Source organism: Peribacillus sp. P4_B1 (genome assembly GCF_056402395.1).
Genome location: NZ_JBFUHM010000010.1, coordinates 1 through 25,902, shown reverse-complemented (window position 1 = coordinate 25,902; position 25,902 = coordinate 1). Strand labels below are relative to the sequence as shown.

General features: G+C 43.4%; 29 protein-coding genes and 18 tRNA genes. 13 read left to right on the top strand and 34 right to left on the bottom strand.

Annotated features, from left to right (window positions below):
- Positions 1-84: 84 nt before the first annotated feature.
- The 4 genes from AC1DVK_RS07855 to AC1DVK_RS07840 all read right to left on the bottom strand — a co-directional run bounded on the left by AC1DVK_RS07855 (position 85) and on the right by AC1DVK_RS07840 (position 2,657).
- The gene (locus AC1DVK_RS07855; RefSeq protein ID WP_410863753.1) at positions 85-858 is read right to left on the bottom strand and encodes a sulfite exporter TauE/SafE family protein; all 774 of its coding nucleotides are present in this window, start codon (positions 856-858) and stop codon (positions 85-87) included.
- A gap of 42 nt (positions 859-900) precedes the next feature.
- Entirely contained in the window at positions 901-1,365 is a 465-nt protein-coding gene (locus AC1DVK_RS07850; RefSeq protein ID WP_061466262.1) for a 2-thiouracil desulfurase family protein, read from the bottom strand.
- A gap of 210 nt (positions 1,366-1,575) precedes the next feature.
- On the bottom strand, positions 1,576-1,818 hold the full coding sequence (locus AC1DVK_RS07845; RefSeq protein WP_089362659.1) for a DUF2584 domain-containing protein: 243 nt from the start codon (positions 1,816-1,818) through the stop codon (positions 1,576-1,578).
- A 50-nt stretch (positions 1,819-1,868) separates the two neighbouring features.
- Positions 1,869-2,657, bottom strand: a complete 789-nt coding sequence (locus AC1DVK_RS07840; protein WP_477626184.1) for an alpha/beta hydrolase family protein — start codon at positions 2,655-2,657, stop codon at positions 1,869-1,871.
- 181 nt (positions 2,658-2,838) lie between these two features.
- Between AC1DVK_RS07840 and AC1DVK_RS07835 the strand changes: the two genes are divergently transcribed.
- The 5 genes from AC1DVK_RS07835 (at position 2,839) to AC1DVK_RS07815 (ending at position 5,859) form a co-directional block, all read left to right on the top strand.
- On the top strand, positions 2,839-3,795 hold the full coding sequence (locus AC1DVK_RS07835) for an ABC transporter substrate-binding protein (protein WP_477626235.1): 957 nt from the start codon (positions 2,839-2,841) through the stop codon (positions 3,793-3,795).
- 27 nt (positions 3,796-3,822) lie between these two features.
- Positions 3,823-4,593: an ABC transporter ATP-binding protein gene (locus AC1DVK_RS07830; RefSeq protein WP_477626183.1), complete on the top strand. Its 771-nt coding sequence runs from the start codon at positions 3,823-3,825 to the stop codon at positions 4,591-4,593.
- Entirely contained in the window at positions 4,583-5,374 is a 792-nt protein-coding gene (locus AC1DVK_RS07825; protein ID WP_250211718.1) for an ABC transporter permease, read from the top strand. The genes AC1DVK_RS07830 and AC1DVK_RS07825 overlap by 11 nt, the downstream gene beginning before the upstream one ends.
- Positions 5,375-5,443: 69 nt before the next feature.
- Positions 5,444-5,569 carry a hypothetical protein gene (locus tag AC1DVK_RS07820; RefSeq protein WP_477626182.1) on the top strand — a complete coding sequence of 42 codons (126 nt, stop codon included), beginning with the start codon at positions 5,444-5,446 and terminating at the stop codon, positions 5,567-5,569.
- A gap of 23 nt (positions 5,570-5,592) precedes the next feature.
- The gene (locus AC1DVK_RS07815; RefSeq protein ID WP_477626181.1) at positions 5,593-5,859 is read left to right on the top strand and encodes a hypothetical protein; all 267 of its coding nucleotides are present in this window, start codon (positions 5,593-5,595) and stop codon (positions 5,857-5,859) included.
- An 83-nt stretch (positions 5,860-5,942) separates the two neighbouring features.
- On the opposite strand, the gene ytkD is transcribed toward AC1DVK_RS07815, so the two are convergent.
- Positions 5,943-6,404 (bottom strand): RNA deprotection pyrophosphohydrolase, encoded by a 462-nt coding sequence (gene ytkD / locus AC1DVK_RS07810; RefSeq protein ID WP_477626180.1) that lies wholly within the window; start codon positions 6,402-6,404, stop codon positions 5,943-5,945.
- Between the two features lie 123 nt (positions 6,405-6,527).
- Positions 6,528-6,878, bottom strand: a complete 351-nt coding sequence (locus AC1DVK_RS07805; RefSeq protein ID WP_061465327.1) for a hypothetical protein — start codon at positions 6,876-6,878, stop codon at positions 6,528-6,530.
- Positions 6,879-7,113: 235 nt separating this feature from the next.
- Between AC1DVK_RS07805 and AC1DVK_RS07800 the strand changes: the two genes are divergently transcribed.
- A complete protein-coding gene (locus AC1DVK_RS07800) occupies positions 7,114-7,371 on the top strand; it encodes a DUF6154 family protein (protein ID WP_061465328.1) in 258 nt (85 codons plus the stop codon).
- A gap of 105 nt (positions 7,372-7,476) precedes the next feature.
- Here AC1DVK_RS07800 and AC1DVK_RS07795 read toward each other — a convergent pair whose 3' ends face one another.
- On the bottom strand, positions 7,477-7,917 hold the full coding sequence (locus AC1DVK_RS07795) for a Dps family protein (protein ID WP_377386732.1): 441 nt from the start codon (positions 7,915-7,917) through the stop codon (positions 7,477-7,479).
- Positions 7,918-8,041: 124 nt separating this feature from the next.
- Here AC1DVK_RS07795 and ytzI point away from each other — a divergent pair, with 124 nt between their 5' ends.
- On the top strand, positions 8,042-8,197 hold the full coding sequence (ytzI, locus tag AC1DVK_RS07790) for a YtzI protein (RefSeq protein WP_477626179.1): 156 nt from the start codon (positions 8,042-8,044) through the stop codon (positions 8,195-8,197).
- Between the two features lie 39 nt (positions 8,198-8,236).
- Here ytzI and AC1DVK_RS07785 read toward each other — a convergent pair whose 3' ends face one another.
- The gene (locus AC1DVK_RS07785; protein ID WP_061465330.1) at positions 8,237-8,710 is read right to left on the bottom strand and encodes an S-ribosylhomocysteine lyase; all 474 of its coding nucleotides are present in this window, start codon (positions 8,708-8,710) and stop codon (positions 8,237-8,239) included.
- A gap of 208 nt (positions 8,711-8,918) precedes the next feature.
- On the opposite strand from AC1DVK_RS07785, the gene yidD reads away from it, so the two are divergent.
- Complete coding sequence (yidD, locus tag AC1DVK_RS07780) at positions 8,919-9,140, top strand: membrane protein insertion efficiency factor YidD (protein ID WP_477626234.1); 222 nt, start codon at positions 8,919-8,921, stop codon at positions 9,138-9,140.
- Between the two features lie 114 nt (positions 9,141-9,254).
- The gene (locus AC1DVK_RS07775) at positions 9,255-10,217 is read left to right on the top strand and encodes a metal ABC transporter solute-binding protein, Zn/Mn family (protein ID WP_410863744.1); all 963 of its coding nucleotides are present in this window, start codon (positions 9,255-9,257) and stop codon (positions 10,215-10,217) included.
- Positions 10,218-10,306: 89 nt separating this feature from the next.
- Here the strand turns inward: AC1DVK_RS07775 and AC1DVK_RS07770 are convergent, their stop codons facing one another.
- Entirely contained in the window at positions 10,307-11,371 is a 1,065-nt protein-coding gene (locus AC1DVK_RS07770) for a DctP family TRAP transporter solute-binding subunit (protein ID WP_477626178.1), read from the bottom strand.
- A 142-nt stretch (positions 11,372-11,513) separates the two neighbouring features.
- Here AC1DVK_RS07770 and AC1DVK_RS07765 point away from each other — a divergent pair, with 142 nt between their 5' ends.
- On the top strand, positions 11,514-13,124 hold the full coding sequence (locus AC1DVK_RS07765) for an ATP-binding protein (protein ID WP_477626177.1): 1,611 nt from the start codon (positions 11,514-11,516) through the stop codon (positions 13,122-13,124).
- The gene (locus tag AC1DVK_RS07760; protein WP_089362649.1) at positions 13,117-13,812 is read left to right on the top strand and encodes a response regulator; all 696 of its coding nucleotides are present in this window, start codon (positions 13,117-13,119) and stop codon (positions 13,810-13,812) included. The genes AC1DVK_RS07765 and AC1DVK_RS07760 overlap by 8 nt, the downstream gene beginning before the upstream one ends.
- Before the next feature lie 53 nt (positions 13,813-13,865).
- Here the strand turns inward: AC1DVK_RS07760 and AC1DVK_RS07755 are convergent, their stop codons facing one another.
- The 7 genes from AC1DVK_RS07755 to AC1DVK_RS07725 form a co-directional block, all read right to left on the bottom strand.
- Positions 13,866-14,012 (bottom strand): hypothetical protein, encoded by a 147-nt coding sequence (locus tag AC1DVK_RS07755; RefSeq protein ID WP_155727454.1) that lies wholly within the window; start codon positions 14,010-14,012, stop codon positions 13,866-13,868.
- Between the two features lie 569 nt (positions 14,013-14,581).
- A complete protein-coding gene (gene menC / locus AC1DVK_RS07750; RefSeq protein ID WP_477626176.1) occupies positions 14,582-15,685 on the bottom strand; it encodes an o-succinylbenzoate synthase in 1,104 nt (367 codons plus the stop codon).
- On the bottom strand, positions 15,682-17,163 hold the full coding sequence (locus AC1DVK_RS07745) for an o-succinylbenzoate--CoA ligase (RefSeq protein ID WP_477626175.1): 1,482 nt from the start codon (positions 17,161-17,163) through the stop codon (positions 15,682-15,684). The genes menC and AC1DVK_RS07745 overlap by 4 nt, the downstream gene beginning before the upstream one ends.
- Before the next feature lie 85 nt (positions 17,164-17,248).
- A complete protein-coding gene (gene menB, locus AC1DVK_RS07740) occupies positions 17,249-18,067 on the bottom strand; it encodes a 1,4-dihydroxy-2-naphthoyl-CoA synthase (RefSeq protein ID WP_061465337.1) in 819 nt (272 codons plus the stop codon).
- Between the two features lies 1 nt (position 18,068).
- Positions 18,069-18,890 carry a 2-succinyl-6-hydroxy-2,4-cyclohexadiene-1-carboxylate synthase gene (gene menH, locus AC1DVK_RS07735; RefSeq protein WP_477626174.1) on the bottom strand — a complete coding sequence of 274 codons (822 nt, stop codon included), beginning with the start codon at positions 18,888-18,890 and terminating at the stop codon, positions 18,069-18,071.
- Positions 18,887-20,638 (bottom strand): 2-succinyl-5-enolpyruvyl-6-hydroxy-3-cyclohexene-1-carboxylic-acid synthase, encoded by a 1,752-nt coding sequence (menD, locus tag AC1DVK_RS07730; protein ID WP_089362645.1) that lies wholly within the window; start codon positions 20,636-20,638, stop codon positions 18,887-18,889. The genes menH and menD overlap by 4 nt, the downstream gene beginning before the upstream one ends.
- Complete coding sequence (locus tag AC1DVK_RS07725) at positions 20,631-22,040, bottom strand: isochorismate synthase (protein ID WP_284469425.1); 1,410 nt, start codon at positions 22,038-22,040, stop codon at positions 20,631-20,633. The genes menD and AC1DVK_RS07725 overlap by 8 nt, the downstream gene beginning before the upstream one ends.
- A 298-nt stretch (positions 22,041-22,338) precedes the next feature.
- Between AC1DVK_RS07725 and AC1DVK_RS07720 the strand changes: the two genes are divergently transcribed.
- Together AC1DVK_RS07720 and AC1DVK_RS07715 are read left to right on the top strand one after the other, a co-directional pair.
- Positions 22,339-23,259: a 1,4-dihydroxy-2-naphthoate polyprenyltransferase gene (locus tag AC1DVK_RS07720; protein ID WP_477626173.1), complete on the top strand. Its 921-nt coding sequence runs from the start codon at positions 22,339-22,341 to the stop codon at positions 23,257-23,259.
- A gap of 143 nt (positions 23,260-23,402) precedes the next feature.
- A complete protein-coding gene (locus AC1DVK_RS07715; protein WP_477626172.1) occupies positions 23,403-24,149 on the top strand; it encodes a TraR/DksA C4-type zinc finger protein in 747 nt (248 codons plus the stop codon).
- Between the two features lie 41 nt (positions 24,150-24,190).
- Here AC1DVK_RS07715 and AC1DVK_RS07710 read toward each other — a convergent pair.
- From AC1DVK_RS07710 to AC1DVK_RS07625, 18 genes are all read right to left on the bottom strand, one after another.
- Positions 24,191-24,262 (bottom strand) — tRNA-Glu (locus tag AC1DVK_RS07710).
- 3 nt (positions 24,263-24,265) lie between these two features.
- Positions 24,266-24,356, bottom strand: a tRNA-Ser gene (locus AC1DVK_RS07705).
- A 1-nt stretch (position 24,357) separates the two neighbouring features.
- A tRNA-Asn gene (locus tag AC1DVK_RS07700) sits at positions 24,358-24,432 on the bottom strand.
- A 12-nt stretch (positions 24,433-24,444) separates the two neighbouring features.
- Positions 24,445-24,521: transfer RNA gene (locus AC1DVK_RS07695), tRNA-Ile, on the bottom strand.
- 5 nt (positions 24,522-24,526) lie between these two features.
- Positions 24,527-24,600 (bottom strand) — tRNA-Gly (locus tag AC1DVK_RS07690).
- A 4-nt stretch (positions 24,601-24,604) separates the two neighbouring features.
- Positions 24,605-24,680, bottom strand: a tRNA-His gene (locus tag AC1DVK_RS07685).
- A 15-nt stretch (positions 24,681-24,695) separates the two neighbouring features.
- Positions 24,696-24,771, bottom strand: a tRNA-Phe gene (locus AC1DVK_RS07680).
- Between the two features lie 22 nt (positions 24,772-24,793).
- Positions 24,794-24,869, bottom strand: a tRNA-Asp gene (locus tag AC1DVK_RS07675).
- A 6-nt stretch (positions 24,870-24,875) separates the two neighbouring features.
- Positions 24,876-24,949: transfer RNA gene (locus AC1DVK_RS07670), tRNA-Met, on the bottom strand.
- Positions 24,950-25,049: 100 nt separating this feature from the next.
- Positions 25,050-25,142: transfer RNA gene (locus AC1DVK_RS07665), tRNA-Ser, on the bottom strand.
- A gap of 20 nt (positions 25,143-25,162) precedes the next feature.
- A tRNA-Ile gene (locus AC1DVK_RS07660) sits at positions 25,163-25,239 on the bottom strand.
- Positions 25,240-25,249: 10 nt separating this feature from the next.
- A tRNA-Met gene (locus AC1DVK_RS07655) sits at positions 25,250-25,326 on the bottom strand.
- Between the two features lie 28 nt (positions 25,327-25,354).
- Positions 25,355-25,430, bottom strand: a tRNA-Ala gene (locus AC1DVK_RS07650).
- Positions 25,431-25,447: 17 nt separating this feature from the next.
- Positions 25,448-25,524, bottom strand: a tRNA-Pro gene (locus AC1DVK_RS07645).
- 10 nt (positions 25,525-25,534) lie between these two features.
- A tRNA-Arg gene (locus AC1DVK_RS07640) sits at positions 25,535-25,611 on the bottom strand.
- A 9-nt stretch (positions 25,612-25,620) separates the two neighbouring features.
- Positions 25,621-25,709, bottom strand: a tRNA-Leu gene (locus AC1DVK_RS07635).
- Between the two features lie 12 nt (positions 25,710-25,721).
- Positions 25,722-25,796: transfer RNA gene (locus AC1DVK_RS07630), tRNA-Gly, on the bottom strand.
- Between the two features lie 8 nt (positions 25,797-25,804).
- Positions 25,805-25,886 (bottom strand) — tRNA-Leu (locus AC1DVK_RS07625).
- Positions 25,887-25,902: the final 16 nt, after the last annotated feature.

Below are 25,902 nucleotides of genomic sequence, written 5' to 3'. Positions count from 1 at the left end.
GAGCCGTTCAATGGGACTTGAATTTCACAAAATGAATGTAAAAATGGCCGAAAATACGACTTGTATCTCCGGCCATCCTTTATTTCAGCCAAACACATGAAAATAATTCAAGACATTTTTTCCAATCAGCAGAATTGTGACGCAAATGAATAATAAACGCACATATGAAGCACCTTTCTTAATAGCAAAATTCGTTCCAACCAAGGCTCCTGCAACCATTGCAAGCCCCATCGGAATTCCATAGGCAAAATTGACGGTCCCCATTGATAAGAAAATGATAAGTGCGGCTATATTGCTTCCAAAGTTCAATATTCTTGCATTCCCAGCTGCCTGGACAAAATCAAACCCGATGATCAAAAATGAAAATAACAAAAAGGAACCTGTGCCTGGTCCAAGAAAACCATCATAAAAGCCAATGGCAAATATAATGGCAATCAAAAGAATCATTTTCTTCCGTTTCAGTCCTTTATACTTTGCATCTTTACCCCAATCCTTTTTTACCACCGTGTAAATCGCAACAATGACCAATAGGATCAAAATGAGGGGCTTTAAGATCTCTGCGGAAACGAAATGGACAACATATGCTCCTATTGCCGCTCCAGCCACAGTAATCGGAAACAGCTTGATGACGAATTTGAAATTGACTTTTCCAGCCCGAATGAATGAAATCGTACTCGTTAAAGAGCCCATTGTACCCGCCAGCTTATTGGTGGCAAGTGCCGCTGAAGGCGAAATCCCCGTGAACAATAAAGCCGGAATCGAAATTAACCCGCCTCCGCCAACAACGGAATCAATGAATGCGGCAATAAAACCTGCCAGTATTAAAAATAGCAAAGTATAGAGATTGATATCCTCCATATATTCCCCTTCTTTCATAAACACTCGCTAAAACGCCATTACTCATTTTTCAACCAGATGGTCGAATAACCTTTCCTCTGAAGTCACCGTAAACCCATGCCGTTTAAGCAAAGCCGCGGTCACTCCATTCCCTACCTTCTTGTTCCCCATGAAATCACCATTATAAATCGTCGCACTTCCACAGGATGGACTATTTTCTTTTAATACGACAAGCGTGGCTCCGACTTCCTTGGCTTTCAATAATGTAAGATTGGCTCCTTTTATGTACCATTCCGTTACATCCCGGCCAGACTTTTCGATTATCTTCGCTTTTCCATCAAGGACATCCTCACCTTCACCGCCAATTATCTCAGCAGGTTCCCTAGGCGTCGAAAAACCCCCAAGCAACTCAGGGCAAACCGATATAGCCTTTTTCTCCCTCATTAATTCCAGAATCCTATCATCCAGGCTGTGTGTACCGTTGTATCTCACCTCAAGACCTGCTAAACAAGAACTCACCAAAATCATCAAATCACCCCAGCTCATGCTTTTTACACCATTTTACCATTCTTTTTGCATCTTCATTTCGAATATTGACCATCAACCAGAACTTTGCGGTGACGGAAGATAAGTCGTTGGTCGATTTAGCGCGTAGGTCATTAATGCTAAAATTCCGCCAACCAAATCAACAAAAAAAAGCGCTTGCAGCGAAATGAATTCTCTGCAAGCACTTATCTATTAGTTAGTCGAGTTCAATGATAGTAGTTGGTACGTAATGATGGTTTTTCCACTGGTCCATTCAACTTTTTGGATAACGGCTGTTCCGCTTGAATCAGATTGAATCGTTTTGCGGACATCGATTGGGATATCGATCGGGTATAACCGGTAACCTTCTTTCGACAGCCGAAAAATATTTTCTTCTTCACGGGTTTCGTTTCCTTTTGTAACGATCATGGTATTGAGTTCCATAGGCATGCCCATGTGTATTTCCTCCTCTTGCAAATATACTTTGAATATACTTCATTCTATCATCATTCGGTTTTGTTTTTCATCCAAGATGTTAAATCTTCGACAACTTTTCTGTTAACGGCCGGCGGGAAGAAATGTGTGAATTGAGGGAAATACCAGCTTTCGACCTCTTTGTCGTGCATTTTCAACCATTTCTCCAACCTGTACGCGTGTTCAATGGCGACATTGTCATCTTTTTCACCATGAATGATCAGAACGGGCACATTCAAATCTTCAATTGCAAACAATGGTGTACGGTATTCATATTGTTCCGGGCATTTTTTTGGTGTTCCGCCGATGACCCGCTTCATCATCCGACGCATATCGACACGCTCGACGTAGGTTAAAAACATATCCGATACACCACCCCATGTGACGATTGACGCTGCATTCCTGCAGTATATCCCCGTCCAAAGCGCCATGATGCCGCCTCGGGAAAATCCGAGGATATGAATGTGATCCTTGTTCACTCGGGGGTGCTGTTCAAGAAGATTGAATCCTGATATCGCGTCGAACCTATCTTCGCCTCCAAAATCCTCATCTCCCTCTCCGCCTTGATTTCCAMGGTAAAAAGGGGCAAAAACGATGAAACCTTCCACGGCATACTGCACAATCCTTGCTGGCCTCACCTTGCCGACATTTTTAATCCCCCCGCGTAAATATAAGAAGGCATCATGAATTTCGCCATCAACCGGTTCAGCTAGTAACCCCTTCACTTTCAGGCCTTGTGATATGTATGTAACTGAATAAAGATGGATTTGTGGATGCGGTGATGGAAACCGCCTTTTTGAAATAATCGTTCCGTTCTCCAATTTTCCACTCTCCTTTCTCTTTAATCTTATTGTAAAACATCCGCTTGTTTTTATCCCCTGGGAGGCATTCACATTTTTTTCTTCCATTCATACGATAATGTAGGCAAAATACCTATTTATCAAGGAGGAAGGAATTTTGAAAAAATGGTGTAAAGCAGGTGTCGTATTTATACTTCTGTGCATGCTGGTGATCCCGCTCGGAGCATGTGGCAACAAGGACAAGGAAACAACGAAGGTGAGGGTGGCCGAAGTAACCCGCTCCCTTTTCTATACACCGCAATATGTAGCGATCGAAAAGGGATTTTTTAAAGACGAGGGCCTAAGCATTGATTTGAAAACGACGGCAGGCGGCGACAAGACGATGACCACATTACTGTCCGATGGAGCGGATATTGCTCTAGTTGGGTCTGAAACATCGATCTACGTTCAAGCCCAAGGTTCTAATGACCCCGTCATCAACTTCGCTCAATTAACACAGACGGATGGAACGTTTCTTGTTTCACGTGAAAAAATTGATAACTTCAGATGGGATATGCTGAAAAACTCTACATTCCTAGGCCAGCGAAAAGGCGGGATGCCGCAGATGGCCGGCGAGTTCGTATTGAAAAAACATAACATAGACCCGAAAAAAGATTTGAACCTCATCCAAAATATTGATTTTGCGAATGTCGCAACTGCCTTCGCTTCCGGAACCGGCGATTTTGTTCAACTGTTCGAACCAACTGCCAGTGTGTTTGAAAAAGAAGGAAAAGGCTATATCGTCGCTTCTTTCGGCACCGAATCCGGGCATCTTCCCTATACGGTTTATATGGCTAAGGAAAGCTATTTGAAAGAAGACAAAGAGACTGTCGAAAAATTCACGAGGGCATTGAAGAAAGCACAGGATTGGGTTCAGGAAAACGATGCTTCGGAAGTCGCCAAAGTCATTCAGCCGTATTTTGAAGATACCAATATCGAGACCATGGAAACAGTTATCAACCGCTACAAAGAACAAGGTTCATTTGCCACCGACCCCATTCTTGATGAAGAAGAATGGAACAATCTGCAAAACATCATGGATGAAGCAGACGAGCTGCCTTCACGTATAAGCCATGATGAGCTGGTCAATACCGATTTTGCTGAAGAAGTCATAAAATAGCATAACTAAAGGTAAGGAGGATGTCCGATGAGCTTTTTAAAAATCCAAGACATTCACCATACTTATTTTTCAAATCAGACGGCAGCGACCGCACTCGCGGACATTTCCCTCGACATTGAAAAAGGTGAATTCGTCTCCTTTCTAGGTCCGAGCGGCTGCGGAAAGACTACCCTGCTTTCCATCATCGCTGGACTATTTTCGCCCACCTCGGGAAAGATCCTGCTCGAAAACAAACCGCTGAAGGCCAACAGTGACCTTTCAATTGGCTATATGCTGCAGCAGGATTATCTATTTCCATGGAAGACGATAGAAGAAAATGTTTTATTAGGATTGAAACTGATTAAAAAGGATGAAGGCCTTGAGAGAATAAAGACGCTGAAACTATTAAGTGACGTTGGATTGGGAGGCACCGGAAAATTATATCCGCGCGAACTCTCAGGCGGAATGAGGCAAAGGGCTGCACTGGCACGGACACTGGCGGTCGACCCAAAAATCCTTTTGCTTGATGAACCCTTCTCGGCCCTTGATTACCAAACGAAGTTGAAGCTGGAAGACCTTGTTTTTGAAACCTTGAAATCGTTCGGAAAGACAGCCGTGCTCGTCACCCATGATATCGGTGAAGCCATCGCAATGAGTGACCGCATCTATCTGTTTTCCGCGAACCCGGGAACCGTGCACAAAACATTCGAGGTGCCCGATGAACTGCGTGAACTGACGCCTTTCCATGCCCGCAACCATCCACAGTATCCAGTGCTATTCCAAACGATCTGGAAGGAGCTTGAAAGCCTTGAATATTGAACAGCTTCATAACCAATATAAAACCAAGTTAAAAAAGGAAAACAGGCTCATTCGCTTTTATCAGATCCTGATTTTCATCGTTTTTTTCAGCAGTTGGGAACTTTTTTCCCGGATGGAATGGATAGATCCGCTCATCTTCAGCTCCCCAACCAAAGTGTGGCATCTTTTCATACAAAAATTGGGTGATGGAACACTGCTTTCCCATTCCGGAGTGACGTTATTCGAGACGGTTCTCGGCTTTATCATAGGGACACTGCTTGGAACGATCCTGGCATCCCTGCTTTGGTGGTCGCCAAGATTATCAAAAACGCTTGACCCCTATCTCGTCATTTTAAATGCCATGCCGAAAGTGGCACTCGGCCCCATCATCATCGTAGCATTCGGCCCTGGCTTTCCATCCATCATCTCGATGGGGGCGATCATCTCCATCATCATCACCACCATCGTTGTCTACACCGCATTTCGCGAAGTGGACCCGAACTACCTAAAGGTACTCCAAACTTTTGGCGCCACAAGAACACAAGCCTTTCGGGAAGCCATATTACCCGCCTCCTTCCCAACGATCATCTCGACATTGAAAGTAAATGTCGGACTCTCCTGGGTCGGCGTCATCGTCGGGGAATTCCTTGTCTCGGCGAAAGGACTCGGTTACCTAATCATTTATGGCTTTCAAGTCTTCAACTTCACCCTCGTCATGCTCGCCTTGATGATCATCGCCGTCTTTGCCACCATCATGTATCAACTTGTCGAACTGCTTGAACGAAAATTAATCAAAGACTAACCTACTGCCGAAAACCCTCGGCAGTTTTTCATTTATGCTCGGATAACTCTGAGTTTGGGCGCTTTACTCGTGAGTTTAGGTAATTTACTCGTGAATTTGGGCTTTACTCGTAAATTTTGGCGCTTTACTCATGAGTTTGGGCAATTTACTCGTGAATTTGGGCGTTTTACTCGTGAATTTGAGCTTTACTCGTAAATTTAGGCTTTACTCGTAAATTTGTGCACTTTACTCGTAAATTTGGGCGCTTTACTCGTGAGTTTAGGCACTTTACTCGTGAATTTGGGCTTTTTACTCGTGAGTTTGGGCTTTTTACTCGTGAGTTTAGGCACTTTACTCGTGAGTTTAGGCGCTTTACTCGTGAATTTGGGCTTTTTACTCGTGAGTTTAGGCAATTTACTCGTGAGTTTGGGCGCTTTACTCGTGAGTTTGGGCGCTTTACTCGTGAGTTTGGGCACTTTACTCGTAAATTTGGGCTTTACTCGTGAGTTTAGGCGTTTTACTCGTGAGTTTGGGCACTTTACTCGTGAGTTCCAGGCTTTACTCGTGAGTTTGTCCCATTTACTCTTTTTTAGAGAGAATTACTGCTAACCAGCTTTGATATGCTCAACGGCACAATCTCATCTTTCATGATGAAACTAAACTCTTCACCCAGTACAGCCGGCAATGCTTCCAAAAAGATCGGGCCGTCCGTTTCCAGGTAATCTTCTTTCTTTTTCACCTCACGCAAATTAGCATAGAATATCGATTTAACGATTGGCTTCACTGGATCATGTACTTTATATTGTCCCAGAAATTGAAGCTGCCCCACCAAGCCCCCTGTTTCTTCATACACTTCCCGTATGGCTGTTTCTTCAATCGACTCCCCTGCTTCCCGCTTACCTCCCGGGAACTCCAACCCCCGCTCTCTATGTTTGGTCAATACCCACCTTCCCTTGTACCTGCTGAGTACAAAAACATGCCAAGACTCTCCAAAAACAGGATCCTCGGAGAATTCCACCTTGTATCCGTTCGTATCAAAAAAACGTTTCATTTTTCCCCTTCTCTCCATATAAGAAATAATGCTTTATTTCATTGGACTCGTCTTTCATTATATGGATAAAAAAAACCACAATCCAGCAAGAATCTCCATTACATCAAAAAAACGATGGCCCCCTCAATATTCAAGGCCATCGTCTGTTGGTTTTGCCTGTAAAATCCCCATACTTTCTATATGCCGTCTTCCTTCTTCTGTACCTAGTGCATAAATCATCTCATAAATTTTTTGGAGAGTGATATCCTGTTTATCATTTTCCCGGTCAAAATGATATTGAAGGTATGGGACATGTGCCCTGTAAAAGTTTTCTTCCCCTATCGAATAATTATAATCAAATAACTCACGTAACTGGATGATTTCATTATCGGTCGCCTCGATCTCAAAATTCCATGGAGAACTTTCTCTATCCTGTGTTATCTGCCCGTTCGGAAGCCAAATGTAATACTTTTTCCTGTTTTCAGACACATTCATCCACCCTTTCCATAAATCCTACGCTTATTTTTTCACCTAATTCCCTACTTCATACAATGGAAAATTTTGTTTACAGAAGTACAAAGATGTTAAATAATAGATTAAAGTATCTTTCAAAGGGTAAAACATATAATAAGCCCAAGCATCCCTTCAGATTTTTATATGCACCCAGAGGTTTTTTTGATAACCTACATATAAAGAGATAACGATTTCTAATAAATGTGAGGTGAAAGTTTTGAAGTTAATTGAAGAATTATACAATATGTACCGTAATAAGATGACTGGTGATGAAGAAGATATTGATATGCTTACTTTTGCGGTTCTGGAGCAATTGGACCGTAAGGAGATTTTCGAATTGCTTCAAGAGATGGATGATCAAGAACTAACCAATCTAATGGGCCTTTACATTATTGAAACGTTAAAAGGGAAGTTCGCTCAAAATAGCATGAACGACACGAAACCTACACACTTTCCGCCACGGAATATTCATTAATACATACCTGTCTGGTGTCCCTCCTTTGATGGATGCCTTTTTTATTGTTTTAATTTTTCCTCCATTAAAAAAAAAGCCCTACCGAAGTAGAGCTTTCCCTAAACCTTAATGTCCTAAATACGCACGCAGCATCCAAGCATGTTTGTTTAAGCTTTTCTTCATGCCTGTCAGCATATCGGCCGTAACCGGATCTTCTTCTTCGGCCACTTCGATAATTTCTAAGAATTCTCCGGAAAGCTTCTCAAAATCACTGATGACGCTTTGAACCATGTCTTCAGTATTTTCGTTACCTGTCGCTTCTTCGATCGTAGTCAATTCCAAGTACTCTTTAAGGGTAGCGACCGGTTTTTCCCCAATGGCCAATAGTCTTTCAGCCAATTCATCATAATTAGCTGTCACTTCTATATATAGTTCTTCCAATTTTTGATGAAGTTCAAAGAAGTGCGGTCCATTCACGAACCAGTGGTAATTATGAATTTTCGTATAAAGAACACTGAAATTTGCAATTTCCTTATTCACTAATATTCCTAATTTTTTCTGAGCCATAAATATCTACCTCCGTAAGTTGGTTATACCTTTATAATTCCCTCTATTCTAAAATTGAAACATTATCCGCTCCGGTTCTTATGCTAAAATGAATCTAAATTGTGAACGTTAGGAGCTGTAAAGAATGATTACGGTTTTAGTTATCTCCATTATTGTGATTCTGATTGTTTTGGCATTATCCGTCCTGACAATCGGAAAAGGTTACAGCTATAAGCATACAGTGGATCCCATTAACCCTTTGCCAGAGGATGAGGGGAAAAAGGAAGAACCCGAAAAATGAAAAAAAGTTCCTGTCACAAACTGACAGGAACTTTTTTTATTAACCGAAAACTTTATGAAGGTCTTCTTTATCTTGAGCAAGCCAGAAATTCATTAATTTCTTTGCTCCTTCAAGATCATGCAATTTTGCTTGGCCGCATTGTTTTTCATTTGCAGCTGGAATTTCCGTAATTTGAACAGCATCCTTGAATGTATCTTCAAGTACATCGATTATTTCCGTTACTGACGGTTCGCCGCTGACCACAAGGTAATATCCTGTTTGACATCCCATTGGCGAAATATCGATAATATCAAAATGATCGTAGCGCTCAGAATGCTTACGGATATTGAAAGCAAGCAAATGTTCCAATGTATGGATCGTATCCGGCTTCATCGCTTGTTTATTAGGCTGGCAAAAACGGATATCAAATTTATTAACAACACCATCTGTTCCTACCTTATGGACACCGCAATGTCTAACATATGGGGCTTTAACAGCGTTATGATCTAATTCAAAGCTTTCAACTGAAGGCATTTAATTCACTCCTTAATTGTATGTATCTCTATTCTACCTTGAATAACAATAAATTTCATCCATTAAAAATAATTCTTATTAAATTCATCGGATTACCCATATTACCCTTCCTTTTTTACCCTTATTGGAAATTTAGAAAATATGCTATAATTGAGGGTAGTGAATTTACTCGAAAAGAGATGAAAGCATCGTGTTTAAAAAAATATTAATGGGATTCATCCGTTTTTACCAAGTTGCCATTTCACCATTAAAACCGCCTACTTGCCGTTTTTACCCAACTTGTTCCCATTATGGTTTGGAAGCGATCAACCGTTTTGGCCCTATAAAAGGAAGCTGGTTAGCCATCGTCCGGATTCTTAAATGTCATCCGTTTCATCCAGGAGGCATTGACCTTGTTCCAGAAAAAAAGAAAAAAGGTGAAGACCATTAGAAAAAAACCTTGCTTTCTTTTATAATCTTTTGTATTATACAGAAGTCAAATCGTAATCATTTCGTTTTTATAGATCAAATCGTAATCAATACGAAATATAAGGAGCATTTCCATATGAAAAATCGAGCATTGCTCTCACTTTTCCTTGTCACTGTGCTGTTTTTGTCAGCCTGCGGCAACTCAAAGGGAGATTCCACTAAGGAAGCCAAGGATACCTTAGATATTTATACGACGGTGTACCCATTACAATACTTCACGGAAGCCATTGGCGGGGAGTATGTGAACGTCAAAACGGTTTATCCACCCGGAACGGATGAACACTCTTTTGAACCCTCTCAAAAGGATATTGTAAAAATGGCGGAGTCAGACCTGTTTTTCTATATTGGCTATAATCTTGAAGGCTTCGTGACGAAGGCTCAACCAATTTTAAGCAAAGAAGGCGTCAGAACAGTCGCAGTAGGCGAAACGGTTCATCTTGATGAAGGTGAGCATGCATACAAAGACGAAGACGGAGACGAGCATGAACACGAAAACGAAGACAGTCATGACCATGGGGGCGTTAATCCCCATTTGTGGTTAGATCCCATCTATTCCATTGACATGGCTAAAACCATCAAGGACGAATTAACGAAGAAAATGCCTGAACATGAAGACTATTTCAACAGCCACTTCAACGAGCTTTCCAAAAAACTGAAGGCACTTGATAAAAAACTCGCGACGACAATCGAGTCGGGCCGCACCAAAAAGATCATCGTTTCCCATTCCGCATATGGTTATTGGGAGGAACGCTACGGACTTGAACAGATTGGAGTTACAGGACTAACGTCTTCAAACGAACCCTCTCAAAAGGAACTTGCGAAAATCGTAACCATGGCCGATAAAGAAGACTTAAACTATGTCATCTTTGAGCAGAATATCAGTTCTAAACTAACAGAGATCATCCAAAAGGAAATGGGAGCGAAATCGCTTAAGCTCCATAACCTATCCGTGTTGACGGATAAAGATATCGAAGCGGGCGAAGATTACTTCAGTTTAATGGAAAATAATATAAAGACACTGCAAACTGCGCTGCAATAGTCAAAAAAGGTGGGTCCTGACGGGTCCGCCTTTTTTGTCCCCCAATAAAAAAATGGACTCAAAAGTCGAAGCTCTTGAGCCCATTTTCATTATTCATTTAAATGCTTCTCGCGGATTTTTTCCATTTTCGTCATCAATTCCGTGCCAATCGTGGATTCGAATTCCGGATAGATGACCGTCATTTCATCCATCCACTCTTTCTTTTCATCATCTGACAATGTATAGATGTCGATATTCGATTTTTGCTTGATTTCCAGAAGCTGTTTCTGATTCAATTCATTTGATTTGATCCATAACCATTTCGTCGTATCATCCATCGCCCGTTTGATTTGCTGCTGAATATCCAACGGGAGATTGTCCCAAAACGGCTTGTTTATCATGACGACATACCCTAAATACCCGTGATCACTGATCGTTAAATATTTTTGCACCTCATATAATTTCTTGGAATAGATATTCGAGATCGTATTTTCCTGGCTGTCCGTTTTATTGATTTCAAGGCTTTTAAACGTTTCATTAAACTCCAGCTCCGATGTTGTCGCCCCAAAATGCCTGAATTGGCTTGCCAGGACTGCACTTGGCATGATTCTAAAACTCTTTCCCGCAAAATCGCTTGGATGCCGTATCGGTTTATTGCTTGTAATCTGTTTATAGTTATTCGACCAAAATGCGAGTCCCTCGATATCCATGGAATTCAGCTGCTTAAGCAGCTCTTCCCCCACTTCTCCATTCAAAGCTTCCTTTAGCGCAGTGTCCGTTGGAAAGACGTAAGGGAGGTCCAATAACATCCATTTTTTTGATATACTCGTAATCTTAGATGTAGTTGGAGCAATCATCTGCACCTTGTTTTCTTGTAACGCATTAATTTCTTCATGATCACTATATAATGATTGATTAGGGTAAACTTCAATTTTGACACGATGATCTGTATATTCATCGACAAGTTTGGCAAATCGGTTCGCAGCTAGCCCCTTAGGCGTATTTTCGGCAACGACATGACTGAACTTAATCACGATTTGATCCTTCATCCCCACCTGCTCCTCATCCTTTGGCAAATTGAAACCGAAGCTTGTAAAGAACGATTGAAACGATATATAAACTGCTATCAACAGCCCCATGCCAATTAAAACGAAATACCCCCATAATGCACGCATATCGACAACTCCCTACCGCTCACTTCACATTATCACTATTCTATCACAGCCTTTTTGCTGTCGTAATACAATGCGGGAAAAAGTAGCGAAAATAGATAGAACTTCTGTTACTATTAAGTATAGAAGTAATGGAGGAACAACAATGGATAAATCCTTTCATATGCCCATTCAATTTAAAATCACCCTGCTATCATTCGTAATCGTCGCTTTTTCGATACTTATAGGCGGGATTTTTATATTTGGAAATATCGTTTCAGTCAGGGAAGATGAAATCGGCAAACGTTCCATGATCACTGCACACACCATTGCCGAACTCCCTGAAGTACAAAGATTGGTCCGTGAGCCTGAAGGATGGACGCAACTCAATCCGATGATTGAAAACTTAAGGAAAATCCATCAAGCGGATTATATTGTTGTGCTCAACAATCAGCATATACGCTATTCCCACCCGGTGTTCAGACAATTGGGGACCCCATCTAGCAGCAATGACGAAAGCCCTGCGTTCGCTGAACATGAATACCTTTCAAAGGCGGCTGGCGAACTCGGCATTTCCGTTCGCGCCTTTGTCCCGATCCTTGATAAGGATAACGAGCAAATCGGCGTTGTACTGGTTGGGAACATCCTGCCGACGATACCGGAATTAATAAAGGATTTGAAAAGTGAAATCGCGATTATCCTTATCCTTACACTCCTATTCGGTGTATGCGGCTCATGGCTCTTGGCCAGACGGATAAAAAAAGAGACCTTCCAACTTGAACCGCATGAAATATCACGGATGTTGGTTGAAAGGACCGCTGCCTTCAATGCCATGCATGAAGGGGTCATCGCCATAGATAATAATCAAAAAATCACGATTTTCAATGAAAAGGCTAAGCAAATGCTCAATATCAACGGTCCAGTCATTGGCAAGAATATCAATGATATAATAAATGATACCCGGCTGCCAGAAGTGCTCGACCGGACATCCCCCATCTTCAATCAGGAAATATCCGTTCAAAACAGGAATATTGTAAGCAACCGGGTACCAATAAAGATTGCGGATAAAACGATAGGCGCCGTGGCCATTTTCCAGGATCGCACCGATGTGACGAAGCTAGCTGAAGAGTTGACCAGTGTCAAAGCATTCGTTGAAGCCCTGCGCGTTCAGAACCATGAACATATGAACAAACTCCATACGATAGCAGGATTGATCCAGCTAGGTAATCTGGACGAAGCACTGCATTATATTTTTCAAATCACGGAAGAGCAAGAGGAACTGACCAGGTTTTTAACGAAGCACATTCACGATGATAATTTAGTGGGGCTTATATTAAGTAAGATCTCCTTGGGAAGGGAACTCGGAATCGAACTCATCATGGACAAGCACACGAAATTGGACCAATTCCCAGCTGATATGGATCATCACGATTTTGTTTTGATAATCGGAAACTTGATCGAAAATTCGTTCGCTTCCCTAAAGCATTGTGCAGAAGAAACAAAACAGGTTTATCTATCCATTTACCAAGATGAACGGCATTGTCAAATCGTGCTTGAGGATAATGGACCTGGTATTCCCGAGGACATTCATAAAGATATATTCGAATATGGTTTTACAACAAAAGGTGCGGAAGGATCAGGAATTGGTCTTTATTTAATAGACCAAATTGTTAAAAAGGCGAACGGCGAAATAAAATTCACGACACGCCCTAACGAAGGGACAAGCTTTTTTATTTCTTTTCCCATGCACGATATAGAGGAGAACCAAAATGACTAAAGAATTTCGTGTACTTTTAATTGAGGACGACCCAATGGTCCAAGAGGTTAACAAACAGTTCATCGAGCGCCTGCCCGCCTTTAAAGTCGTTGATACAGCTTCAAATGGGCTTGAAGGTTTGGTGAAAATCAGGAAGATTAAACCCGATCTTGTCATTTTGGATATCTTCATGCCCTCTTTAAACGGGGTCGATACACTTTATCAAATCAGAAAAGAGCAAATTGATGTGGATGTCATCATCATTTCGGCGGCCAATGACCAGAAAACGATCCGAAAAATGATACAGAACGGGGCTTTTGACTATTTAATCAAACCATTTAAATTCGAAAGGCTAAAACATACACTTGAACAATATTTTGCTTTTCGGATGGAGGTTGAACCTGACCATCAAATCTCTCAAAATCAGCTCGACCGAATTCTCTTTCAAAATAAGACTCCTTCTGAAACGAGTCCGAAATATGATGTTCCTAAAGGATTGAATGGAGCTACTCTTGAGCAAGTGACGAGATTCATAAAAACTCAGCCTGGATCTTTATCGGCAGAAGAAGTGGCTGATGGAATAGGAATCGCCAGAGTTACAGCAAGGCGCTATCTTGAATACTTGCACGGCGAAGAAGTCCTTCAGCTTGACGTCCAGTATGGCAGCATCGGCCGTCCAGTTAATAGGTACCGGCTTAGAAAAACTTAAATCGCATGGGGACCGGCCAGAACCGAAAACGGTTCCCTTTAACTTTCATTCATTCACGCTCCCGTCTTTCGATCATATATGCCCCACTTTCTCTTCAAAAGAAACAGCTCACACTCCGCCAACGCCGTCACTTCTTTAATGACATAGTCCGGCATGCCTCTTCTTAATAGAATTTCCGCAATAAGGTACGGTCTTTTCATATACTCTCCCCTCCCTATCCCTTAGTTGCCATCCTTTTATTTCATTATACAAAATAATCCAATAAAGAAAAAATAGTCAAAGCCCCATTTTCCAAAAAAATATCTGACTGATCGGGCCATTTAAATGATTTCCCTTCACTAAAATCCCGTTTTATAAAAGGAATGCTGGAGATGCAAAATATTTGCAGAATGTAGACAAATTAAAAAAGCTCCAGTGATTTCAGAAACCCGCTCCCCTTCCATAGACTGTCTGCCATGCCTCATCAAAGCAAGCGCCTGCGGGGTCCCGTAGCCAGTTATTCGGCAGGAGTAACCAAGTTTTCTTAACACCATGATTCGGGGTGTGACCTATCAAACCTGCTTTTGTCCACAAACTGATATTTGTAAGTATTCTATTAAAATCATTTTCTAAAAGGGTGGGATTTCCGTCCAAAATGTATTAAATGGGTTTTTTAGAAGGCATGCAGCGAATAATATATTACTGCGAGCTAGGGGGATTATTATAAAACGGGGGGGAATCTGCAATATGGATTCAAAAGAGGCGGGCCAAGCACCTCCTTTGATTTTTTTCACCTGTAAAGTTTACTATATGTAGTCAAATCCTTTAGCCGCTTTTCATTGATGGCAAAACCGATTCCCGCTTTATTAGGAACCTGGATCATACCATTTTTGACAATGACTTCCGGATCGATTATATCCCCTTCCCAATAGCGGGATGAGGATGATATATCCCCGGGAATCGTGAATCCTTTTAATGTGGCAAGAGCGATATTATGTGCACGCGATATGCCAAATTCAATCATCCCCCCGCACCAAACGGGCACATCATTTCCCAAGCATAGATCATGGATCTTGACAGCTTCTGTCCAGCCGCCGACTTTTGCCATCTTAATGTTGATCACCCCACAGCTCTCGAGTGACAGCGCACTTTTGGCATCATGAAATGAGTTTATGCTTTCATCAAGGCAAATGGGTGTCTGCAGCTGTTTCTGCAAAATGGAATGTTCAACAATATCGTCATGTCCCAGCGGCTGCTCAATCATCATCAGCTTAAACCCATCAAGCTTCTGCAGATGTGGGATGTCATCGAGCGTGTACGCTGAATTGGCATCTGCCATTAGCGGGATATCTGGATAGGCCCGACGGATTTCCGATAAAAACTCCAGATCATTATGAGGATTGATTTTTATTTTATATCGCTGATAACCAGATTTTGAAAAATCCTCAATCTGGTGCATCGCGTCTTCAATATCATTGGATGCAACGACAACACCAGCGGCCACTTCACTTCGTTCGCCGCCAAAAAGCCGTCCGAGATAGACGCCATTCTGCTTCGCATATAGATCAAGTATTGCCTGTTCCAAACCTGACTTCGCCATCGCATTCCGTCTGATTCCGCTCCATAAATTAGGCAGCTCATCAGGATGCCTAATCCGGCCTGCCAATGTCAACGGTATTAAGAAGTCATCCAACATATGAAAGCATGTTTTGATCGTTTCCTCGGTATACCAAGGACTTGCAAAAGGCACCGCTTCCCCGTATCCAATCAATCCATCTTCATCCATGGCTTCGACAATTATCACTTCCCGGTCGGATACCGTTTCGAGATGCGTCTTAAATGGCCGCTTCAACGGGGCCTTAACGAGCTTTAGTGAAATGGAGGATAACTTCATTGCCATTCCCCCATTCTCTTCTTCAGTTCCCTTCTCAGTAGCTTGCTCGCTCCATTACGGGGAAGCTCCTGACAAAAAATCACGTTCCGGGGAATTTTATAGGCCGCCAAATATTCTCTGCAATACTCCAGCAGTTCACTCTCATTAGTCTCAGCGCCTTGATGCAAGACGACAAAAGCGAGTGGAACCTGTCCCCATTTTTCATCGTCAATCCCCGTCACACCCGCTTCGAAAATATCAGGGTGCTTACAAAGGACATTTTCAACCTCAGCCGGATAGACATTCTCACCGCCGGATATGATTAAATCCGAGCGTCGGTCTAGCACATACAAAAAGCCTTCTTCATCCAGATAACCAAGGTCCCCTGTATATAGCCATCCATCGGTAATAGCCTGCAGTGTAGCGTCCATTCGATTAAAATAGCCTTTCGTCACATTCGGACCTGAAACCACGATTTCCCCCACTGCACCCGGTTCACAAATATTGCCGTCTTTCTCTATCCGTAACTGCGAAGGGAACAAAGGTTTTCCCGCTGATCCGATTTTTGCCATGCTATATTCCGGTGCAAGTGTCACAATCTGTGAGGACGTTTCTGTCATCCCATACGTCTGATAGACTGGAATCCCTTTTTCCTTACATACTTCAAGTAAATGAACGGGTGCTGGGCCGCCGCCTAACAGCATACAGCGAAAAGCTTCCGGATAGCTTGTTCCTTTCAAATCCTGTAACATCCTATTCACCATCGCCGTCACGACCGAAATGATCGTCACGCCATTTTCCTGGATGCTCAGGTTTGCTTCCCGTTCGTCGAACCGTTCAGCCAAAACGACCTTCATGCCATAAATCACATTTTTCATCAGGATGGATAAGCCGCTAATATGAAAGATCGGAACTGCACAATACCAAGAATCCCCTTCATGCAATCCAAGGTTCAGCACCGACCCGACAGCACTCCACCAATGGTTGCCGAAGGTTTGGATCACCCCTTTTGGATTGCCTGTCGTACCTGAGGTATACATGATCGTAGCCGTATCCTCAAGATAAAACTCTTGAAGAATCTCTGCCGCTCCTTCATCCGGCAATTCTTCCATTAAGTGAAGGTGTAAATTCGGGAGAATACAACCAATTTCCGAGAGTTTTTCGGAAAAGGAACCTTCTGAAACAAGATAGGAAGTCTCACTATCCTCAATCTGCCAGGCCAACTCTTTTGCCGTTAACTTATTATTCAGCATCACAATTTTCACACCGAGATAAAATAGTGCGTGGATAACGACAACACCATCAATATGGTTACGGAGTAAAACCGCGCATGAATCGCCAGCCCTCAGACCAATGCTTGCCAGCTTGCCAGCCATCTTCTCCGATAATGTATGCAGTTCAAGAAAGCTATACGTATGGCCTTCAAATTCAATTGCCGGGCGATCTGGTGAAAGATGCGCCCGATTTTTCAGCCAGTTCGGCAACTTTTCTTCTGCCATGATTGCTTATCCTCCTCCATTTGATATAGAAAACAGCCCGGCGATTATCCGCCAAGCTGTCAGTCTCATCATTTCACGCGTTTCATCAAGGGAAACGAGGGAATTGCCCAAAGTCCGGATTGCGTTTTTCTTTGAATGCATCGCGGCCTTCTTTTGCTTCTTCAGTTGTATAGTATAAAAGTGTAGCGTCACCAGCCAATTGTTGAAGACCTGCAAGGCCATCAGTATCAGCGTTCATCGCCGCCTTCAAGAAACGAAGTGCAGTTGGGCTCTTCTCAAGCATTTCTTCACACCATTTAACGGTTTCCGCTTCTAATTGGTCTAAAGGTACCACCGTGTTTACCAATCCCATATCCAATGCTTCCTGGGCATTGTATTGACGGCATAGGTACCAGATTTCACGTGCCTTTTTATGGCCCACGATACGTGCCAGGTAGCCAGAGCCATAACCGGCATCAAAGCTCCCCACATTAGGTCCAGTTTGTCCAAATACTGCATTGTCAGCAGCGATCGTCAAGTCACACACCACATTCAGAACATTACCGCCACCAATTGCATATCCTGCAACCATCGCTACGACCGGTTTTGGAATTACACGAATCAAACGCTGCAAATCAAGAACGTTTAGACGTGGAATGTTATCTTCACCTACATATCCGCCATTCCCGCGTACTTTCTGGTCTCCGCCTGAACAGAATGCTTTGCCGCCTACACCAGTTAAAATTATGACACCTATGCTAGAATCATCACGCGCCCTTGCGAATGCATCAATCATTTCAGCAGTCGTTTTTGGCGTGAATGCATTATGTACATGCGGTCGGTTGATGGACACTTTCGCAATCCCGTTATATTTTTCATATAAAATTTCGTCATACTCACGTATTGTTTCCCATTGTACCGTCATTTTAATTCCTCCTCCGATTTCGCTTCAAAAACTCACTTATTATTTTACCAAACTTTTCTCCATCTTCCACATGAATCGCATGTCCGGCATCATTTATTATTTTCCATTCAGCCTGCTTCAGCTTTTTTTTCATCGAGTCCGCAATTTCACAAAACTTAGGATCGAGTTCACCGGTTACAAGAAGCACAGGGAAATCAAGGTTTTTCAGGTCTTCCCAGTAAGAAGCCTGACTGCCGGTCCCCATACCAAGGAGGCTATTGTAAAGGCCGGCTGGGACATTTGCCTTCCTCTGCTCCCGAATGGCTGACCTGGTTTTGGCCGGCAACCGTTTTTGACTTTCAAACAGCGGGATGTTTTCCCATTGATCCACAAAAGCTTCCATGCCCTTTTCAAGAATCCTTTCAGCAAGCTTCCTATCATTTTGCCTTCGGATTTCCCGCTCCTCTTCTGTTAAAAGGCCTGGTGAAGCGCTTTCCAATATCAATGTATCAACATACTCAGGATACAAACAGGCAAATCCCAATCCAAGCCTGCCGCCCATCGAGTATCCAAGGATATGGGCTTTCGGGAAATGTAACTCATCCAAAATGTACTTGATATCTTCAGCCACCCGCTCCATCCCATACCTTCGATGATCGGCCGGTGACGCAGACATGCCATGACCGATGATATCGACCATGATCATTGTATACCTATCACACAATAGCGGAATGAGGAAATTCCATGTATCCCGATTTCCCATAAATCCATGCAAAAGTACAAGAGGTTCTCCATTTCCCGTTATTTCAACAGCATAAGTGACATCCTTGCTGACAATATTCATGATATTTCCCTGTCTAACACCATTTTTATTTCCTGGGAAACAAAACTCCACAAATTTCGATGCTTTTGTAAATTGGACTCCCTTTCGGTCGGCACCTCAATGATTTTCAGACCTTGAATTCCAAATGACTCTGTAAATACCTTCTTTAACTCATCCCAATTTTGCACCTTGTTGTATTTACCGCCATACAGCTTTGCAGTATGGGAAAAATCAAGCCCATGAGGGGTGCCGAATAGCATTTCGAAATGTTCTTTCTCATTCGCCTGTGGCAAGAAGGAGAAAATGCCGCCCCCATCATTATTAATCAGCAATATGGTGATATTTTGTTTTTGAAGTTTTGCTGCAAGCAAGCCATTCATATCATGGAAAAAGCTTAAATCCCCGATTGCCAGTACTGTATTTTTCGAAACCGTACTTACTCCAAGAGCAGTGGAAACGACCCCATCGATGCCATTCGCCCCACGGTTTGCAAAGGTTTTGATTCCTTTTCCATTATTCAAAAAGAATGTATCCAAATCTCGTATGGGCATACTATTCCCGACAAATAAGGTGGATTCCAATGGCAACATATCAGCAAGCAGGGAGAACAGCTTGCCTTCACTTAATTCCTCTTCATCCCTGATGGAAGCTAAGGCATTCTTCGTTGCTACGTTGACAGTTTGCCATAAGCCAAGCCATTTATCATCTGAGGCATCAGTAACTTTTTCACAAACACGCTGGCAGAAATCTTTCTCTTCGCTGTAAATCATGTTCGATGCCAATCCGGCTGGTTCTCGCCAGCCCGCTCCGCCATCGACGACCAAAGTGATTGCTTGTTTTTGTTTTTTCATGAATAACAATAAGGGTTTAGAAACAGGCATTGTCCCAAAACGTAAAATCACGTCCGGCCTGAAAGCCGCTTTTGCCGCTTCATCGCGTAGAAACGTATCATACGCATCAATAATGATGGCTTTGTCGTGGCTCCCACTCCTTAACTGGGAAAGAGGGTCAGCCAATACCGGAAAAGCAAGTTTATCCGCTAATGCTTTGATTGCTTCCTTCATCCCTGGATGCGGTAATTCGCCACATACAATCATACCTTGCTTAGCTTGTGACAAAGTAGTTGCAACAGCATCTATTTGTGATGCGGACAGTGACCGTTCTCCACTATCAATCAACACTGCAGGCGTCATTTTATTTTGCCTATATCCCTTTGCTTGCTCCAGATCCGGAATCAATGGTTCTCGAAGCGGGAAATTCAAATGTACTGGCCCTGCAGGTTCAGTTGCCGCTGTAGCCACTGCCCTTGCACCGATCATCCTTGCATACCGCATCATCTCATCTGTACTTTCAGGAAGTGCCATTTCGACAAACCATTTTACTTGTCTCCCGTACAGATGAATTTGATCGATTGCCTGTGGGGCACCGACATCACGCAATTCATGCGGACGATCAGCGGTCAGCACTATTAGCGGCACTCTTGAATAGTAAGCCTCGATGACGGCAGGGTAAAAGTTTGCAGCCGCTGTACCGGATGTACAAAGAAGTCCGACAGGTTCTTTTAAGGCCTTAGCCAAACCCAGGGCAAAAAAAGAAGCCGAACGCTCATCCACATTAATATGAATTTCGATATCAGGATGTTCCACTAACAACAAAGCTAGGGGAGTGGATCGCGAACCTGGGCTCACAACCACATGCTTCATCCCATTTTGTGCCAGCTCATCGACAAATGAAGCAGCATACGCTGTCAATGCATCTCGGTCATTCATTAAGATTTCCTCCTAAAGCACTTAGCATCGGATTGAATTTAATCCCCGTTTCCCGGAACTCACTTTCGGGAGCCGAATCTTCAACTACGCCGCACCCCGCAAAGAGCGATGCCTCATTGTTCTGTATTAGGGCAGAACGTATCCCTACGGCGAATTCCCCATTTCCATACGTATCCACCCAGCCTAATGGTCCCGCATAAAAGCCGCGCTCAAGACCTTCCATTTCCCGAATCCGGACAACGGCCTTTTCTTTTGGAAGTCCGCCCATGGCGGGTGTAGGATGGAGATTCTCGACGAATTCAAAAATCGTGACACCTTCCTTGGATATACCGCGGACCGGTGTATACAAATGCTGGATATGACGGTTTTTCATAAGTTTCGGTTCGGCCGGGACCATTACCTTTTTACATACAGAATCAAAGGCATTTGATATCATCGACACGACATATTGGTGCTCTTGTAAATTCTTTTGGTCATGAAGCAATTCTTCACCAAGACAAACATCTTCTTGCTCATCTTTCCCTCGCCCCATCGATCCAGCAAGACAGGTAGAGAAAACTTCATTTCCCTGTTTCTTAATTAAACGTTCGGGAGTGGCACCGACAAAACAGTCACCACCAGCTTCCAAACTGAAAATATAGCTTAATGGCTGCTCAGCAATCAATTGCTCAAGCACTTTCCCTGAATCGATGGAACGCTCGAAAACAACTCGAAGCTCCCTTGCCAAAACAATCTTGTCGAGATCTGTCGTCTTGATTTCCTGAACAGCCTCTGCGACCGTCCGCTTCCATTCCTCAGGTTTGACTTCCTTCTGCAAAACCAAGGCATTAGGAACCAATCCAGTGCCGTCCAGGCTTTTGAAAAGGAAGGCTTCCCGTTCATTTATCATATCTATGAAGAGTTTTTCTGAATCATCAGGCGAACAAAGTAAGTTTGTCGTTAAGTAAGCTTGTTTCCCCACTTTTGAAAGCATGAAGGCAGGTATATAAAACAGGTTGTCCCCGAATTGATTCCAAAGGAGCGTACTGTTAGTTTCATAATCAAAAGAAAAGCCCCCAAACAGTAAAGGACCGGTCGCTTCTACATCGGTCAATCCCGTTTTGACAGCAGTATTCTGCAGTTTGATCCAGCTCTTTTCGACTTCTCTATAACGTTCGGCATTCGATGCCGCTTTGAGTTTCTTAACAGTGCCTAAACCGGTGATGGTTATTTCCTTTGCAGGGTCCTCCCAGAAAAAGCGTTCACCCGCGTACCGTTCTCTTCCAGCTTGATAAAATGAAAGGGGGTTGTTGCAATTAACTTTCTTAATATGACTGAATAGAACTTGATCATTCAAGTCCTTCGCCTTTTGTATAGCTGAAGCCAGTCCCTGAAACTGTTCAGTTTCTTCTGAGATAGCCAAGAAAATCCCCCCAAATGTACATTTTAAAAGCTTTTTAACCTATTTAAAGATACACCTCCCTTCAACCTCATGTCAATAAAACGCCCCTTTACCGAACGATTCATGCCTGCTTTTTTCCTTATTATATGAATCTTAGCGAATGAAGAGAAATATCCTTGATTTTGGAAGAGAATCTTCATGAAATCCAATTGACACACTTCCCCAGTTTTCCTACACTTATTAGGATAACCTTTTGTGCAACATTTCAATATTTGTTATAATTTCGAAAGAACCAATAATGATTTTGAGGAGAGAAATAATGCAAACAGAATACGACGGACTTCCCCTTAAACGGACCTGGAAGATTTGGTGGGAGTTAATTCGTCCACATACACTAACCGCAGCTTTTGTCCCAGTCTTACTTGGAACTGTGATTGCACTCTTGGAAGATGGAGTGAATTGGTTACTATTCGCTGCCATGATGATTGCAAGTATCCTGATTCAAGCTGCAACTAATTTATTCAATGAATACTATGATTTCAAGAGAGGCTTGGATACGGAGGAATCCGTAGGCATCGGTGGCGGGATCGTGCGTCATGGGATGACCCCAAAACTCATTATGACCTTGGCACTTGGCATGTATGCCATCGCCCTGATACTTGGAATCTATATCTGTGCCGCATCATCTTGGTGGCTTGCAGCAGTAGGACTGGTTTGCATGCTTGTTGGCTACCTTTATACAGGCGGTCCACTACCCATTTCATATACACCATTCGGGGAACTATTTTCTGGTTTGTTCATGGGCTTTTTGATCATCCTGATTGCCTTTTTCATCCAAACCGGTTATGTATCTTCAACAGCCATCTTAATTGCCATCCCTAGTGGAATATTGGTCGGGTTAATCAACTTATCCAATAACCTCCGTGACCACGATGGAGATAAGGCACATGGCCGCAAAACGATGCCTGTAGTGATGGGCAGGAAAAACGCCCTGACATTCATGGCAATCATGTTTGCCTTCTCTTATCTATGGCTGGTTGGATTAGTCCTTACTGGAAATGTAACAGCGTGGATTCTCCTAGCCTTCCTTAGCATCCCGAAAGCCATCGCCGCAGTCAAAGGATTCGTTGGTAAAACACAGCCGATCACGATGGTACCGGCAATGAAAGCAACGGCCCAAACGAACACCTTCTTTGGCTTACTTATGGCCATTGGTTTATTCATCAGCTATCTTATATAATTTTCAAGGACCGAGCTACCCGCTCAGTCCTTTTTTTATCTTCCGTTCCATTTTGTTTTCCTATACTCCGATTCGGGTAATAGATAATACAACCATCATAAAAATATAAAATGAGATATGGACTTTAGAAGGAGTGAATGGATATGGCAACGAAACAGCAAATGCATAAATTCAGAAAAGTACTGCTTCAAGAAAAAGCTGAACTTGGAAATAGGATTCAAAATGATGAACGATCCGTTCTTGATAAAAGCCAGACGGAATCTGTTGGGGAATTATCATCTTATGATAATCATCCTGCTGACCTTGGAACCGAATTATTCGAGATGGAACGGAACCAAGCACTTGATGAGCATGCACAATCTGAAATGGATAAAATAGAAGAAGCATTGAATGCCATAGAAGAGGGTTCGTATGGCCATTGTAAAACCTGCAATATAGAAATCCCTATCGATAGACTTGAAGCGATTCCAAGCACTCTCTACTGTGTCGAGCATGCCCCGGAACGACCAATTGCACAAGACCGACCGGTGGAAGAAGATATACTGATCCCATCCAAGGGTGATGATTTTGAAAATCGTCATGGAAATGAAATAGTTGATAAAGAAGATAGCTTTGGTGAAGTCGCCAAATTCGGTACATCCGAAACGCCATCTGATTACACAGGTGATCATGACAATTATAGTGGTCTTTATAAAACCGAAGGTGATACGAATGGATTTCCTGAAGACTATGAAGGATTTGCCGCAAATGATATCGAAGGGGAAAATAGGGTGAATATGCCGAACAAAAAGCAAAAGCTATATGAAAATACACTAGATGAAGGGAATGATTCCCGTCTTGGAGACATTCCCTATAATCAAAAGGATAATTATATCAACGAAAAAAAATGAAAAAAAGAAGCATACATGTATGTATGCTTCCCTTTTTGTTATGACCCGTACGGGATTCGAACCCGTGTTACCGCCGTGAAAGGGCGGTGTCTTAACCGCTTGACCAACGGGCCAAATGGCGGAGAAGGAGGGATTTGAACCCTCGCGCCGCTCGCGCGACCTACACCCTTAGCAGGGGCGCCTCTTCAGCCTCTTGAGTACTTCCCCATGGCTCCGCAGGTAGGACTCGAACCTACGACCGTTCGGTTAACAGCCGAATGCTCTACCACTGAGCTACTGCGGAACAATATGAATATGGTGGGCCTAAATGGACTCGAACCATCGACCTCACGCTTATCAGGCGTGCGCTCTAACCAGCTGAGCTATAGGCCCATATTTGGAGCGGGTGAAGGGAATCGAACCCTCATCATCAGCTTGGAAGGCTGAGGTTTTACCACTAAACTACACCCGCGAAATGGGGCGACTGATGGGAATCGAACCCACGAATGCCTGAACCACAATCAGGTGCGTTAACCACTTCGCCACAACCGCCGTAATATTAAAATATGGTGGCTCAGGACGGAATCGAACCGCCGACACAAGGATTTTCAGTCCTTTGCTCTACCGACTGAGCTACTGAGCCACAAATGTACTAAATTTAAAAATGGCGGTCCCGACGGGAATCGAACCCGCGATCTCCTGCGTGACAGGCAGGCATGTTAACCGCTACACCACGGGACCTAATAATTGCGGGGACAGGATTTGAACCTGCGACCTTCGGGTTATGAGCCCGACGAGCTACCGGACTGCTCCACCCCGCGACGGTAATAATGAAACGATTTGCATCAAGTTTTCGTGTATATCGTTTCTTCGCTTCCTTATGTAAGGTTGTTTCAAAACAACTTGCTGCTTTTGAAAAAATGGAGGAGGTAGAGGGATTCGAACCCCCGCGGGATTTGACTCCCCTGTCGGTTTTCAAGACCGATCCCTTCAGCCGAACTTGGGTATACCTCCACGGCTTTTAAAAATGCATATGGTGGACCTTGTAGGACTCGAACCTACGACCGGACGGTTATGAGCCGTCTGCTCTAACCAGCTGAGCTAAAGGTCCTTATATTTATTGGTAGCGGCGGAGGGGATCGAACCCCCGACCTCACGGGTATGAACCGTACGCTCTAGCCAGCTGAGCTACACCGCCAATATAATATAAGTATCTGATTGAAAAATGGTGGAGCCTAGCGGGATCGAACCGCTGACCTCCTGCGTGCAAGGCAGGCGCTCTCCCAGCTGAGCTAAGGCCCCATTCATTAAAAATCACGTGGTCGGGAAGACAGGATTCGAACCTGCGACCCCTTGGTCCCAAACCAAGTGCTCTACCAAGCTGAGCTACTTCCCGCAAAAAAACATGGTGCGCCCGGCGGGAGTCGAACCTACAACCTTCTGATTCGTAGTCAGATGCTCTATCCAATTGAGCTACGGGCGCATATTAAGATGGTGCCGAGGACCGGAATCGAACCGGTACGGTAGTCACCTACCGCAGGATTTTAAGTCCTGTGCGTCTGCCAGTTCCGCCACCCCGGCACATACGAAAAGTGGAGCGGAAGACGGGATTCGAACCCGCGACCCCAACCTTGGCAAGGTTGTATTCTACCACTGAACTACTTCCGCATGAAAGATGCGGGTGAAGGGACTTGAACCCCCACGCCTTGCGGCGCCAGATCCTAAGTCTGGTGCGTCTGCCAATTCCGCCACACCCGCATATAAAATGGTGAGC